The following is a 12,709-nucleotide window of genomic DNA, read 5'->3' on the forward strand; positions in this document are numbered from 1 at the left end:
TTCTGACCTTTCCCCCAACCAGATTTACGGGTGCCGTTGATTTCCGAGCCGTATCGATGCCCAGGGCTATCAAGCAGTACACCGTATATTTGCGTTCGATCCGAGGTGAACAGATCATGGGTTGGTTGGTATGAGTTTGGGTCGGCATCCGCAGCCGCGAAGACCCGCCAGCCTTCGTGGTTCATGCGCCCGCCATGAGAGCCACCAGAAATCACGAGGCCAGGCTCTGCGACTTCGGAAAAATGCGCCTGGGCGTCCATGCTGCGCCAAACGGCGACTGGAACTTTGACAGTCGTGTCGAAATATCTGGAGAAATGATAGTAAAGCAGCGAAGAGGTGGAAAACGTTCCACTAGTGCCCTTTTGGTTCATGGTGGATTTGAATTTGGCCACCCTGTCCTTGGCCAGATCTTTCGCCGCCTTCCCCTCTTTGCAAGCGTTTCTCTCGAACTCAGAACGGTTCCCCGCGTAGGGCCCTTCCGAAATATCGTAGACGGCCATTCCTGGGCTGGTACTCCAGGTTTTTGGGCAAATAGCAATTTCGGAGGCATAGAAATCGATCTCGCAATAGGCCGTTTCTTCCTCAAGATCGCTGTTCTTGTACTCGCCCGTTGGAACTTTTTCGATCCGAATACAGCGTTCAGTAATGCCGTTGGGGCTATCAAATGTCGTGGCTTCACCTAGAACATTGTCGTTCGCCCACACGACAGTGGGTGCAATGAGAGCAAGTGACCCCAGAAGATTGAACTTCATTTGGATAGTCCTCCCGGTATCATTTAGGGCAAATCGCTGCCTGTTGTTCGGTGGAGATTTTTAACTTTGGGTCGACACTGAAGTTGGAGAACTTTGAGTCAATCCACTTGTCGCATCCGCCTGAACAAGGCGCCCCGTTTCGGGCCTCATTCCAATAATCCTTGGCCCTTTCTTCTGTCCAACCGCAAAACTGAACGAGCGCCATCGCCGACAATGCACCTGAGGAATGAACCCCCCACATACAGTGCACCAGAACAGGGCCCTTTCCAGGGTTTTCTATCACCTCGTGTATGGACGCCATAACAGCACCGGGTCGGGAGGATCTGGCGCTTTGATAGTCAAAGGATCCGTTTCCACAACTGGTGCGACCGTATTCAGTGTTTTTGCCAAAGTCGGCATAAAACCCGATTGAGAACCCTTCACCACATAGAGTTTCGCGTTGACCTTCACTTAGGCCCGTTCGCTCCTTGTCGCCGCCTTTGAAACCAGAGCGATACAATACTCCACTTAAGACTGGGCGAAAGAAAGCGACACCATCAACACCGCCGTTGCTACCCTTTGAAAGCAATTGACTGTCGCTTGGGCCACCGTTTCGACTGGTCACGTCAGAATTGGCAGCGGTTGCGAGAACACCAATGAATATGAGGGACATCAAAAACCGCATGCCAGCTCCTTCCTATTTTTCAGCCTGTTATGCTCAAACTCTTCCCACTTAGTAGCCTTTTGGAGCGGTTCATTATTGGCAGCTATATCGAGTGGACGATAATCTTTCCGCCGTGAAGCATCAAATCGGCCACACCAGATTGATGATAAAGACGACAACGAAGTAGGCCAGAAAAACTTTCCAGTTCCATTGGTGCTTGTTTTCTTCGTTTATCACGCCGGCCGATTTCAATGCCAGGTTTGTGACAACTAGAGCGGCAATGATGACCGCCGCATGAGCCAGGTCGAAATGCAAACTAAAGCTCCCTTTCGCAGATGTTTGATTGATGAAAATGTGTCAGCAGTCACCTGATGGCAGCATAGTCACATCTGAGTACCTTCCCTCAGACGTCGTTATCCGAGCACAGGCACCAGTATCCTTGTTAAACCAGTACGAGGTCAGCCCTTCACTGCGGATGAGTTCAAATCCGAGACTCTGGATGCCCATTTCAGCTTGGCCCGCTCTTGCCCCTTCAAATGACGAAAGATCGCTGGAGCTGCCCACAGTTGGTGCACTTGCATCCACTGATCCGCCACTGTCGTCGCATGCTGCAAGCACAGTAATACACGCCGTGCCGATCACCAATTGGACCTTGGTTTTCATCTGTTTTTCCCTCGCTTTTTTTGGACTTGTGTTCCAGGGTTTCTGATTGATCACCTATTCAATTCCGAAAATGACGTTGTAATCGACTGAAGAGTTGCTGCGATTGATAACTTCCACGACATGATCACCGGATTGCCAAAGTTGTCCTCGATACTCCTTGTCCGCCGACATCAATCCTAAGAGTTCAGAACCGTCGGGGTTACGAATAACGTAGTCCAAGGAGCCATTTCGCGGAGCAACGCGGACGTAAAGAAACTGTTCGTTTTTGGCACCCAAAACGTATTGCTGCGACGCTCCGGGCGCGAGTTCACCAACGAGTTCGGCGCCGGTGGAACCAGCATCGAATTTGACACGTTGGCTACCAGTAGACCCGGCGGCGCCTGCCATGGCTCCACCGCCATCATCCATCGCTTCGACAACCGACATCTCGCCGATGCTACCATCCTTGTACGCGATGCAGCGCCAAAGTGTTCCGCCTGCGTCTCGTAGCATGACGAGCGTGCCCGCTTCTGAGAACTCCGAGCTTTCAATCGTACCTGATTGACCGTCTGGTCCTCCAACCTGTCGCAAATGATCGATACACGCGTCGTCTGCTTCAGACATTGCAAAAGAAGCCGTGCCCGAGATTGCGAACATGGGTGTGAGGAGTTTGAGTAAATCGAGTTTCATCAGATGGTCCCCTGTTGGCTTGTCCTTACATTTTTGCTCCGTACAAAGCGGAACCTCACTTCGCGTCTCGTAACTTTGACAGAAATTCATCGCATGCCTGCGCGCTGCCGACGATCTCGTCCGTCGTTTCAATTCCTTGCAGTGACGCCATTTCGGAATTTACGCGGTTGAGGATCTGATCCGCTTGCTCGGCGGTGATAAGGTTCTCAGCTTGTGCTCCTTTCAATGTGGTGCAGACACCGGCGGACAAGCCTGTTGCAACGCCGACACCCACCGCGGCCCCGCCACCCAAGGTCATCGCCCCAACCACGCCGAGGACGAGCCCGATCACAATTCCCAAGATCACTTTCCCCATTTTTTTCTCCCTGTTGGTGAGAACGAGCTCAGCCTTCACTGCTGCCGCAAACTGCGTGCCCATCTACAAATCATGACCAGCACCAAAAGGTTGAGAGCCGGTGCAAGCGCCGCGAACCACGGCTTGGCTGCCTCCCAGACCAAGTCCGCCACAAGTATCCAAGGTAGTCCCAACGGCAGCAGGAACACTCCGGACAAAGGGTCTCGTTCCTGTCCCAACCAGCCAAATGTGCCCGTTAAGAACGCAACTAACGCAAACAGGTAAAGGACCGCGAATACGATGATGGTGGTTCTACAAACCAAGTCGAGCCTCAGCAGATCAAGCCAGTGCTGCGCAGCCGTTTTCAGCTACGCAGCAGACAGGTCACAATGCGCCTTCGTCGCCCAGGAACTCGATACCAGCCGTCGCGCCATCACTGTAAGCAATGCAATTCCAAGGAGCACGATCCTCGCCAACGCCGACTGTGACCTGTGTTCCCGCCTCGCTAAACGCGGATGAGAGCACCACGACTTGCGAATTGTTCGTCGTGTTGGCTACATCTCGCAAACACGCCTGCTGAGCCGGCGTGAGCTCGGCGGACGCGCTTGATGTACTCGTATCGTCGCAGGCCACAAGCAGTGCGAAACATGTCGCGCCTGCAATCATCACCATCTTGTTAGACATTTTCTTCTCCCTCTGGTTGCCTTGAAATTAGTGAAATTGGATGCGCTTGTTTGAAGCTCTCGCGTCAGAGCAGGCTATGGAACATACTTCGACCCTGTGATTTCCCTTTCCAACAACTTGTCGCGGGGGGGGGCGGGCAGAGCGATTTTACTTTGACTACCGAGACCGCCGACAACGTGTGAAAGCTGAATGACGACACTGGCAATAGCTCGAGCGAATTCTGGAAATAGGGCGAGTACGTTTAGTCTGAGCATCGCGTCCTCCCAGCGCTCAATCATTGTAAAGTGCCTTCCGACCGCCAGCACTCACTCCAGCAGTCGGAAGGGCTCGGCACAGCGAGCAGCAACGACAACAACGGAGGTAAAATAAAGTTGTGTCGAATTCGCATGTTTGAATCTTATTTTTTATAAATCAACATTTTTTCCGCGCGTAAATTTCGCTACCTTTTTGAAAGATAGGTTTTTAGCGTTCAAACAAAAATGGAAGGCGGAAAAACCCAGAAGGGCGAAGGCGTGCTTTTGGGTCCGCGAGGCGTTCTGAGGCCGCACAGAAACTAAGAAAGGATTGAAAAATGGGATTTGGTGAAGCCGTTAAAACGTGTTTCTCGAAGTACTTCCAGTTCTCCGGCCGGGCTTTACGCTCAGAATATTGGTGGTTCTTCTTGTTTGTGGTTGTCGTGAGTGCTGGTTTAGCTGTGCTGGATACGATCATATTCGGGACCAACCCCGAAACAGACCAGGGATCTCGGGTCCTGTCCTCTGTTTTCCAGCTGGCTGTTCTCATACCTATGCTGGCCGCCGGTTGGCGAAGGCTGCATGATACAGGACGACCTGGCTGGTATTTGCTGCTGCCGATGGCGCTCAGCATTACAACGCTATTTGTTATGCTGGGTGGGGTAGCGTTCTTTTCGGTATTGGAGCAAGGGACCGAAAACCCCGATGCATTACGGGGACCCGCGGCAGTCTTGGGCGTGACCGGTATCGTGGTTGTCTCAATTCTTCAATTGGTTCTGTCTATCCTGATGATCTGGTGGCTGACGCGACCTTCCCAAGAAGGCGCAAACGAATACGGCGAACCTGTTTCCTGATCTGGCTGTCCGGGCAATTGGCTGGAACTTCTGCTGAACGACAGTGCGAACCGTAACTCAATGGAGAGAAAAAAAATGAGCTGCAAAACCATTTCCATTGGAATGCTACTGATGGCAGTGGCGACCACAGCATCAGCGGAGTGGTCGTTCAGCTCAGGGCCCAACCCCAATGCGTTTATTCAGACAGGAAACATGACGCTGGAACTTCAGTGTAACCGTATCCGCTTTGCACCGGCTGGATATGAGGACAGCCAGGACATTGTGGAGAAGCAGGGGCTTTCCATTCGATTTTTGAAGAATGGCACTACCGAGGTTGGGGCATTTCAGGTTGGCGCAGAAAACGCTGCCGTGCAGATCGTCGACAATTATCCGGTCGAAATCAGTTTCAATAGTCAGCAGGACTACGGTTTTGTACTGGACCAGCTTGCGGCCAATGCATCGGTTAATCTGTCGATGATTGATCAAGATGTCAGCTACGGAATCTTTGACTTAAAAGGTTCCAGCGCGGCAATTCGGTCCCTTCGTTCCGCCTGCGATTCAGGTGCTAGCCAAGGAGCCTCCTACGAAGCACCCGAAGGCATTGTCTATTGTGGTGGCGGAGCGATAAGACGCCAAATCGAATATGTAATTCTGGACAATCCAGAGGGGGAGTGGGACGCGCGAGTAACGGTCAACGGCGAGTCGATCAGAGCCATGACGGCCTACAGTTACTTCGGAAACTCTGTGCCGCCCGCCGGGTTTGTCGTCGCCCTACTTGGGGAGGACAGGTCCGAGTTTCTGATTTTTAGCGAAGGCTCGGCAAACTGGCTGGAATACGGGGATTACAGGTATGAACAATGCAACTGAAGCCACCTTCCAACCGGCTTCCCAATTGTCAAGCTACTTGAAACATTTGGTATCTGCGATCCTGCTTGGTTCGAGCCTGGTTTGGACCTCACCAGTTGTCGCGGCTGACGTTTCGCAACTTCCAACCGGTTTGCGAGCAAAGGTTGATCTGGCGGTGCGGGCATGCGCGGAGTTCAACAACAGTCAGTTTGACTTAGATTGGGGCGCGGTTGAAAGGGTCGATCTCGACGGAGATCTACAACGCGACTGGGTTTTGAATGAGGCTGGTTTTGCGTGTTCGAGCGCCGCATCTCTTTACTGCGGAACTGGAGGATGCATGTCGCACTTTTGGGTAAGCGAAGAGGTGCACTCCTTGCTCAACCAAGGCTGGACAGTCGTTGATTTTGGGCGTCAACGCGTTGTTGTTGCGGATATTCATGGATCCAATTGCGACGGAATAGACCCAACGCCTTGCGTCACCGCCAGTGTTTGGGATGCGGACGCTAAGACGTGGCGCTCGTCTGCTGGCGATTGGGAATAAGTTGCATTTGAGAATTGCAGATAAGCCATAGGAGCTGGTTTGTTCGATGGGTTCTCTGTGGCAAGCAAACTTATGGGCAAATCGTGCAAAGTTATGCGCAAATACCGCGCAGAGTTATGGGCAAGCTTCCAAGATTTTCTTCAATGAAATCAATGTTGGGAATGCAGCGTTATGAGCGCACCTACAAGCTTGTAGGGACGCGCACAAACCTTCACGCACCCCATAAGTTTGCACGATTTGCCCATAAGTTTGCACTGTTTCACGATAATAGTGCAGAGGAGAGCAAGTAAATCGCCTTATGCGGGTGTCGAAGGATAGGTTTCAGTTGCTCAAGTATTGAACACCTGATCGCGATACCAGATCAGGTTCTCCTTGTGCCCAGCAGTTTGACCAGAGATCTGCTTGGAATGTCCAGAAAACGAGCTCATTGCCGGTGCGGACAATTTACTCGAAAACCTAGGTGTCCCGTCGTCCTTGAAAGTCACCAGACCCTTGTCAAATGCTGTATCCCATGATGCTGACAGCAAATAGCTTTATTCGGTTACCCTAAGGTCTGTAGCTCGTTCAGCTCTCTTTTCGGGCAATGTCGCAAAGCGAATACCCTTTAAGGAGAGTTTGTCGCGCAAATCATTCATCCTACGCAAGTCATATGCGCTTCCTTCGGGCACAATCATGAGAATTTCTGGCACAAGTTTTTGAATTAGTGCCAAATACCCAAGTGTTGTTATGAACTGATGCCGGTCTACCCGGTTTCGGTAAGATTTTACTTCTACTGCAACACGCTCTCCAGAACTCAGGTTCACAACAAGGTCTGGGCTAATAGGATCGATAATTCTTCCGGGCTGGATAGATACGCTGTCCGATTCAAAGAATTCAGCCCCAAAGCGCTTAAGGTAGTCGTCAACAAAGTCGTTAAATCGTTGTGCTCTTTGAGGCGCGGAAAGCTCTATACTTCTGGTCGTTATGGAAGGATCGCTTTTTCTTTCTCTAAGGTCGTCGAAGATAGCCTTGAGCTCGATCTGCTTCATCTGACCTTCAAAAACTTTCGGCGTTATTTTTTTTGCTTCTGCGGCATCCAACTCTTCTATTTTCATCAAATACATAACGAGCGTCATACCCAACCAGGCCGGTTTGGCTTCGTAAACCTCAGGATGCTTCTCCTTTAACCATGACGAATTTCAAGCCGAACGTCTTAGTCAGATCAGTCATACTAATAGAGTTTTGCTGACCCATTTGACCAGTTTAGTGGGAATTAACCCCGTCACCCTTCAACTCGTCATCAGGTTCGAGGTGAATGACAAAGACGGAACCCGGATACAAACGATCCAATTCTTCCTCGATGTCATTGCAAATATCATGCGCCGCGCTGACTGGCATTGTGCCGTCCACAACAAGATGAAACTCCACAAAGATGACATTCGCGGATCTGCGCCCTTTGAGGTCGTGATACTCTAAGGCTGTGCCGAGGTTTGCTTCGATTGCATTAGAAACAGTCTGCAAGTCATGTTCCGACAGGCTCACATCCATCAGGCCATCGACGGACGACCGAATAACTTTCCAACCCTCCCACAAGATGTTCAGTGCAACGAGAATTGCCAGAATCGGATCGAGGATCAGCCAGCCGGTGACAAGCGCCAGTATCAGACCTGCAATGACACCAACTGAAGTCATGACATCTGTAAAAATGTGCCGGGAGCTTGCCTCCAATGCAGGCGAACCCTCGCGCCTGCCGATTTTGAGCAATAGGTAAGCCCATGCGCCATTCACACCCGTTGCAATAACATTGACGACGATTCCAAGCAGCGGTGCATCCTCAAGATGCGGGTTTGGGAGCGCCAGCACAGCTTCTCTGATGATCAAGAACGCAGCCAGCACAATCAGTACGCCCTCGACGACGGCAGAAAGATACTCGGCTTTTTTGTGACCAAAGGGGTGGTTTTCATCAGGGGGTTTATTGGCAACCCGAACTGCGAAGTATGCCAGCAACGCCGCAACGACATTCACGGTAGATTCCATTGCGTCCGACAGCAATGCCACCGAGCCAGTCAGCCACCAAGCCAACAGTTTTAGAGCCAGTACCGCAATGGATATCGGAATGGACCAAAGAGCGATTTTTTGTGTCATTCCGTCACGACCCTTAGTCAATCGTTACAAATGATCCTGGGAACAGGTGAGCGCCCGTACTTAACACGCAAGACAGGAGTTGGGTAACAATGAATAGGGCCACAGGGTCGGTCATGCACGACCGGCTGTAGTGAATGGCTCCAGCACCATAGTGTCATACATCCGTTACTTGGATGGACCTGATGGTTACATAGAGCTAGCATCTGTGATCAAAACAGCACGAAGGGAGACACACATGTCGAAGTTCACCAACAGAAAAACTGCTCATGGGGTTGTTGCACTCGTAATCTGCTGTATCGCTGCGACTGCACACGCGCAATCGGCAGGCGAGGAGATGTCGTTTTTCATCACTAGTGTGGGCAAGGGGGACGGTGCAAATCTAGGCGGCCTCGAAGGCGCCGATGCTCATTGCAATGCGCTTGCCTCCGCGACCGGTTCTACCAAGACTTTTGCGGCCTATCTGAGCACCTCAATGTCCATTGATCGCAGCACCGACCCGATGACAATCACCAATGGCGTTTCTGCTCGCGACCGGATCGGATCGGGTCCGTGGTACAATGCCAACGGAGAGCTCATCGCCAACAACGTTGAGGACCTGCACAGCAACAGCGTGAACATTAATCTACAGACCGCGCTCGACGAAAATGGTAACCCTGTCAATGGGCGTGGCAGTCAGCCAAACAAACACGACATTCTGACCGGCTCCGATTCCGCGGGATACTTCTCGACGGCAGGAGGCGACACAACATGCAGTAACTGGACTTCGAATAGTGAAGATGGATCTGCGATTGTCGGGCACCATGATCGTGTAGGTCTCAACGATGCTCGAAACATGATATCCTGGAACTCATCGCACGGCTCGCGCGGTTGCGGAGAGGAACATCTGCCACGTTCAGGCGGGGCAGGTCTGTTTTATTGCTTTGCAACGGACTAATCGGGCAGCATTGGTACGCGTGACGCCCGCATTGAACCTGACATTACCAAGTCAGTTTGGGGGATCGCGTTTTGGAAGCGGTTTTTGGGCGGAAATAGTCTAGATGCCGCTTCGTTGCGAGTTTACTAAATTGCAATGCTTGGGTGAGAAGGTTCAGTTTGGGCTGCTTCAAGTCACTTATTTGCAAGTCAGCGAAAGGCGCATCCGAGGAGGATACTGGACATTGCAATGTTTGGCCGGTTCCCGAAAGTCGACATTGCCGTGGGCGACACTGAACTCAAAGGTGTTCATGTTGCATTGTGAATTAGCGGCAGCGACAAATCAGGGTGCAGTCGTCAACGTTGTGGGGAGCGCTTCGAATTGACCCTGCGACGTGCTGATGTCAAGCGGCAAACGTAGTCATACTGCGATCTTGGAAACTGTTATGTTTATTGGCCGCTTTGTTTGCAATTTCAGGCGATTCTCACCGTCCAGGATTGGTTTTCGCGAAACTGCAAAGCAGATCGACATGTCGATCCAACCATTCTTCGTTAAGTGCCTCGTGACGTATGAGCTTTCGGAAATAAGGTGCAGCGATTGCTAATTCTATGAGCTGGTCAACCGGAACGTCGGCGGTGATCTCACCGCGGCCGATTGCGGCTGCAAATACTGCTTCAACACTTGCGAACCTGTCTTTCATGAATTCAGTTATCACTAACCGCGCCTCTTCGTCGGTGGACGCAGCAGCGACCACTTGAGGTGCGATTTGGCCCCATGGTGTGTCATTCAAGGCTCCCATCAGTATTCCGAGCAACCAGCGCAGGTCAGATCGCATCGGGCCATCGGTTTTGGGAGGTATGTTCGGCGGTGTTGCGATGCGCCTGAACGCTGCATCACGCAGACTGCGCGCATCTGGCCAGTGCCTGTAAAGTGTGCTGCGCGAAATGCCCGTTGCCTTTGAAACCGCGCCATGAGTTACGTGCAGCACGCCCTCATCCATCAGTATCCTTTGCGCTGCATCAAGTGCGGCCTGTCGTGTGGCGATTAGCCTGGGATCTTCTTTCAATCGCCCCTCCTATAGAACATCTTGTTGCGGAGTAGAACATTTTGTACTAAAAGTATGGCCAGCTAAAAGCTAAAGCTCAATACTCAATTCCGCGAACACGTCTTGTCAAAATGGGAGCGTATCAATGTTCAAAGTGGCAGCAACCCCGCTGGCGGTACTCTTATCGATGGGCGCGACAACCGCGTTGTCCGAGAGTGGCACTTACGAACTGGATCCTGGACACAGCCAGGTTTTGTTCAGCTACAACCACATCGGGTTCTCAGAAACGTTTGGAATGTTCTCAGGTTTTAGCGGTGAGATCGAGTTCAACGAAGATGATCCGTCTGCGTCATCTGTCACAGTGTCTATGCCTGTAAAATCCATGATCACGGGCTGGGACGCCCGTCTGCAACACTTCATGTCCGATGACTTTTTCAGCGCGAGTGACGATGACGTGGTCACATTCGCCTCAACCAGCATTGAAGTGACCGGGGACAATTCCGCGAATATTTCTGGCGACCTGACCATGAATGGCGTCACCAAACCTGTTGTTCTGGAAACAACGCTTAACAAATCAGCGCCTTACCCTTTTGGCGAAAAGGAGGGCACGCCGACCTTGGGGCTGGCAGCCACGGCGACTATCGTGCGGTCTGAATTCGGACTTGGGGCGTTTGCACCTGCGGTGAGCGACGAGATAGAGCTCTTAATCAATATCGAAGCGTTAAAGGCTGAGTGAAGTGTGCAAGGGCACCGATACGGTGCTCAGCACTCAATCTTTTTGATTGGCGGATGGTCAACACGATGAATGTACACATGAGAACATTGACGGTTGCCGTGACGGTAGTGGCATTGATGTGCTCGATGGCGTCCGCGCAAGAGCGCTCCTTGCCGGAGCGCTCCTCGCCCCGTCCCGAAACGACAAGCGGCGTACCGCATACACAGATTGGTGTTGAGATTGATGCCGATTTGGCCCAGCTATTGCTGGAGCGAGTTGCGCAATTCCCAGGGGTCACACTTGGCCCAACACGCATATCATTACCTGGCGCGATTGGCTTTCAGCTTGATCCTGACATGTTGTTGTCTCAACCGAACTCTATCGTCGGTGGGTTTGAGTTTGCGCATATGCATCCTGATGGCAGCTTGCACGCCTCGCTCGACCCGGCAATGGCGCGGCGGGCAATTGAGGCCGGCTGGGCCGTAGCGCACCCTTGGGCCGATCAACGCCCCGGATGGAGCGGCTTTGTCATGATTTATACTCCGACCACACCAGAAGAGCTGGATGTCGTCATCGATCTGGTGGAAAGTTCGTACACCTTCATCACCGGCAACACCTTGGGCTAAACGCCTACCTGCTGATCTTACCGTTGCTGACTAACACGCAGGTCAGCCAGTATGCAGCCGCACGCGGATATACAGATGATCCATGTTCCACTGTTCCAGCCGGGCATGATCCAGAGATGTGGCGCACCCACAACGGGTGCAACTAGGATCATTTGCGTCGACCCATCCTCGTAACTTGTCAAAACCACATACCCACAGTAGGTATTTGGTATGTTTCGCCTGGTCCTGACGATACTTCTTGTTGTTGCATTCTCTGGCGCATCCGCAGCGTCAGTGAAGCATGGCTTGACCCATGGATCGGATCATTCTGGTCATCATGCTCAAATGGCGGACGACGATCCGTTGGCTAATGCCAAGAAAGCTGTTGCGGATTGTTGTGACACCACTAGCGGCATGGGTTCAGCATCCTGTTTTGGTGATCTTGTCGCCACGGTGGGGATTTCGCCGATTGCTCCAATGGTGATCTCAGTGGGTGGTGTGATGTACGCTGGAGCCGATTTTTCGGGCCTCGCAATGGGCGTCCCCACCGGTCCTCCGAAAGCCTGAACGGCAACGGGCGCCCGCCCGCAATCCGTTCAATTTTCACATCAAAGGACCGACAGACATGATCACACGTCGTCACTTCACCACACTGTCTGCAACTGCTCTCATCGCGACCGCTCTCCCCGTCCGTGCAGGCACCCCAATGCACGTGCTCAACTCACCAGGTTGCGGATGTTGTCACGCCTGGGCCGACTTGGCTCGCGCACGTGGCTACGCCGTAACCGTTGAGGATCTGACCGACCCTGAGGCACAGAAGTCAGCGCGGGGTATCCCGCTGAACCTCGCATCCTGTCACACCATTGAAGCCGATGGTTATGTCTTCGAAGGCCATGTGCCGTTCGAAGCACTGGAAGCCGTGTTGAGGGATCGGCCTGGCATCACAGGGCTAGCTGTTCCTGGCATGCCAATGGGCTCTCCAGGTATGGGCGACGATCCGTCCGCCCGCTACGACGTCGTTGCATTTGGGGGAGAGGCTGGGACCGGAACGGTGTACTACCGCGCGGGCACGGCTCAGCCGTTCGACACCTGATGCTAGGGCACACAAC

The 12,709-nt window shown here is 52.4% G+C and carries 18 protein-coding genes; 8 read left to right on the forward strand and 10 right to left on the reverse strand.

Annotation, left to right across the window (positions count from 1 at the left end; all coding sequences use genetic code 11):
- From AC2FF7_RS00005 to AC2FF7_RS00035, 7 genes are all read right to left on the reverse strand, one after another.
- The coding region (locus AC2FF7_RS00005) for a hypothetical protein (protein ID WP_496904983.1) at positions 1-752 on the reverse strand (752 nt) is incomplete at its 3' end.
- 19 nt (positions 753-771) lie between these two features.
- Positions 772-1,416 carry a protein-tyrosine phosphatase family protein gene (locus AC2FF7_RS00010; RefSeq protein ID WP_353390952.1) on the reverse strand — a complete coding sequence of 215 codons (645 nt, stop codon included), beginning with the start codon at positions 1,414-1,416 and terminating at the stop codon, positions 772-774.
- Between the two features lie 120 nt (positions 1,417-1,536).
- Positions 1,537-1,710, reverse strand: coding sequence for a hypothetical protein (locus AC2FF7_RS00015; protein WP_353390953.1), 174 nt, complete (start codon positions 1,708-1,710; stop codon positions 1,537-1,539).
- Between the two features lie 42 nt (positions 1,711-1,752).
- A complete protein-coding gene (locus AC2FF7_RS00020; RefSeq protein WP_170493936.1) occupies positions 1,753-2,058 on the reverse strand; it encodes a hypothetical protein in 306 nt (101 codons plus the stop codon).
- 54 nt (positions 2,059-2,112) lie between these two features.
- Positions 2,113-2,727 (reverse strand): hypothetical protein, encoded by a 615-nt coding sequence (locus AC2FF7_RS00025; protein WP_353390955.1) that lies wholly within the window; start codon positions 2,725-2,727, stop codon positions 2,113-2,115.
- Between the two features lie 55 nt (positions 2,728-2,782).
- On the reverse strand, positions 2,783-3,145 hold the full coding sequence (locus AC2FF7_RS00030) for a hypothetical protein (RefSeq protein WP_353390956.1): 363 nt from the start codon (positions 3,143-3,145) through the stop codon (positions 2,783-2,785).
- 300 nt (positions 3,146-3,445) lie between these two features.
- The gene (locus AC2FF7_RS00035) at positions 3,446-3,745 is read right to left on the reverse strand and encodes a hypothetical protein (RefSeq protein WP_353390958.1); all 300 of its coding nucleotides are present in this window, start codon (positions 3,743-3,745) and stop codon (positions 3,446-3,448) included.
- Between the two features lie 571 nt (positions 3,746-4,316).
- On the opposite strand from AC2FF7_RS00035, the gene AC2FF7_RS00040 reads away from it, so the two are divergent.
- The 3 genes from AC2FF7_RS00040 (at position 4,317) to AC2FF7_RS00050 (ending at position 6,198) form a co-directional block, all read left to right on the forward strand.
- Positions 4,317-4,832 carry a DUF805 domain-containing protein gene (locus AC2FF7_RS00040; RefSeq protein ID WP_353390959.1) on the forward strand — a complete coding sequence of 172 codons (516 nt, stop codon included), beginning with the start codon at positions 4,317-4,319 and terminating at the stop codon, positions 4,830-4,832.
- Between the two features lie 75 nt (positions 4,833-4,907).
- Positions 4,908-5,678, forward strand: a complete 771-nt coding sequence (locus AC2FF7_RS00045) for a hypothetical protein (RefSeq protein WP_496904984.1) — start codon at positions 4,908-4,910, stop codon at positions 5,676-5,678.
- Positions 5,662-6,198 carry a hypothetical protein gene (locus AC2FF7_RS00050; RefSeq protein ID WP_496904985.1) on the forward strand — a complete coding sequence of 179 codons (537 nt, stop codon included), beginning with the start codon at positions 5,662-5,664 and terminating at the stop codon, positions 6,196-6,198. Before AC2FF7_RS00045 ends, AC2FF7_RS00050 begins: the two co-directional genes overlap by 17 nt.
- 533 nt (positions 6,199-6,731) lie before the next feature.
- Here AC2FF7_RS00050 and AC2FF7_RS00055 read toward each other — a convergent pair.
- Positions 6,732-7,301: an SGNH/GDSL hydrolase family protein gene (locus tag AC2FF7_RS00055; RefSeq protein ID WP_496904986.1), complete on the reverse strand. Its 570-nt coding sequence runs from the start codon at positions 7,299-7,301 to the stop codon at positions 6,732-6,734.
- Between the two features lie 139 nt (positions 7,302-7,440).
- The gene (locus tag AC2FF7_RS00060) at positions 7,441-8,322 is read right to left on the reverse strand and encodes a cation diffusion facilitator family transporter (RefSeq protein ID WP_353390934.1); all 882 of its coding nucleotides are present in this window, start codon (positions 8,320-8,322) and stop codon (positions 7,441-7,443) included.
- A 235-nt stretch (positions 8,323-8,557) separates the two neighbouring features.
- Here AC2FF7_RS00060 and AC2FF7_RS00065 point away from each other — a divergent pair, with 235 nt between their 5' ends.
- Entirely contained in the window at positions 8,558-9,256 is a 699-nt protein-coding gene (locus AC2FF7_RS00065; RefSeq protein WP_170494982.1) for a hypothetical protein, read from the forward strand.
- 463 nt (positions 9,257-9,719) lie between these two features.
- On the opposite strand, the gene AC2FF7_RS00070 is transcribed toward AC2FF7_RS00065, so the two are convergent.
- A complete protein-coding gene (locus tag AC2FF7_RS00070) occupies positions 9,720-10,301 on the reverse strand; it encodes a TetR/AcrR family transcriptional regulator (protein WP_496904987.1) in 582 nt (193 codons plus the stop codon).
- A 124-nt stretch (positions 10,302-10,425) separates the two neighbouring features.
- Here AC2FF7_RS00070 and AC2FF7_RS00075 point away from each other — a divergent pair, with 124 nt between their 5' ends.
- From AC2FF7_RS00075 to AC2FF7_RS00090, 4 genes are all read left to right on the forward strand, one after another.
- Entirely contained in the window at positions 10,426-11,016 is a 591-nt protein-coding gene (locus AC2FF7_RS00075; RefSeq protein WP_496904988.1) for a YceI family protein, read from the forward strand.
- Positions 11,017-11,093: 77 nt separating this feature from the next.
- Positions 11,094-11,621: a luciferase domain-containing protein gene (locus AC2FF7_RS00080; RefSeq protein WP_496904989.1), complete on the forward strand. Its 528-nt coding sequence runs from the start codon at positions 11,094-11,096 to the stop codon at positions 11,619-11,621.
- A gap of 210 nt (positions 11,622-11,831) precedes the next feature.
- Complete coding sequence (locus tag AC2FF7_RS00085; RefSeq protein WP_170494994.1) at positions 11,832-12,167, forward strand: hypothetical protein; 336 nt, start codon at positions 11,832-11,834, stop codon at positions 12,165-12,167.
- Positions 12,168-12,225: 58 nt separating this feature from the next.
- Positions 12,226-12,693, forward strand: coding sequence for a DUF411 domain-containing protein (locus AC2FF7_RS00090; RefSeq protein WP_496904990.1), 468 nt, complete (start codon positions 12,226-12,228; stop codon positions 12,691-12,693).
- Positions 12,694-12,709: the final 16 nt, after the last annotated feature.

Source organism: Ruegeria sp. YTSC325 (genome assembly GCF_059609525.1).

Coding starts and splice junctions, on each gene's coding strand:
- AC2FF7_RS00010 (WP_353390952.1), bottom strand. CDS start 1,416: ATGCGGTTTTTGATGTCCCTCATATTCATTGGTGTTCTCGCAACCGCT.
- AC2FF7_RS00020 (WP_170493936.1), bottom strand. CDS start 2,058: ATGAAAACCAAGGTCCAATTGGTGATCGGCACGGCGTGTATTACTGTG.
- AC2FF7_RS00025 (WP_353390955.1), bottom strand. CDS start 2,727: ATGAAACTCGATTTACTCAAACTCCTCACACCCATGTTCGCAATCTCG.
- AC2FF7_RS00030 (WP_353390956.1), bottom strand. CDS start 3,145: ATGGGCACGCAGTTTGCGGCAGCAGTGAAGGCTGAGCTCGTTCTCACC.
- AC2FF7_RS00035 (WP_353390958.1), bottom strand. CDS start 3,745: ATGTCTAACAAGATGGTGATGATTGCAGGCGCGACATGTTTCGCACTG.
- AC2FF7_RS00040 (WP_353390959.1), top strand. CDS start 4,317: ATGGGATTTGGTGAAGCCGTTAAAACGTGTTTCTCGAAGTACTTCCAG.
- AC2FF7_RS00045 (WP_496904984.1), top strand. CDS start 4,908: ATGAGCTGCAAAACCATTTCCATTGGAATGCTACTGATGGCAGTGGCG.
- AC2FF7_RS00050 (WP_496904985.1), top strand. CDS start 5,662: ATGAACAATGCAACTGAAGCCACCTTCCAACCGGCTTCCCAATTGTCA.
- AC2FF7_RS00055 (WP_496904986.1), bottom strand. CDS start 7,301: ATGTATTTGATGAAAATAGAAGAGTTGGATGCCGCAGAAGCAAAAAAA.
- AC2FF7_RS00060 (WP_353390934.1), bottom strand. CDS start 8,322: ATGACACAAAAAATCGCTCTTTGGTCCATTCCGATATCCATTGCGGTA.
- AC2FF7_RS00065 (WP_170494982.1), top strand. CDS start 8,558: ATGTCGAAGTTCACCAACAGAAAAACTGCTCATGGGGTTGTTGCACTC.
- AC2FF7_RS00075 (WP_496904988.1), top strand. CDS start 10,426: ATGTTCAAAGTGGCAGCAACCCCGCTGGCGGTACTCTTATCGATGGGC.
- AC2FF7_RS00080 (WP_496904989.1), top strand. CDS start 11,094: ATGAGAACATTGACGGTTGCCGTGACGGTAGTGGCATTGATGTGCTCG.
- AC2FF7_RS00085 (WP_170494994.1), top strand. CDS start 11,832: ATGTTTCGCCTGGTCCTGACGATACTTCTTGTTGTTGCATTCTCTGGC.
- AC2FF7_RS00090 (WP_496904990.1), top strand. CDS start 12,226: ATGATCACACGTCGTCACTTCACCACACTGTCTGCAACTGCTCTCATC.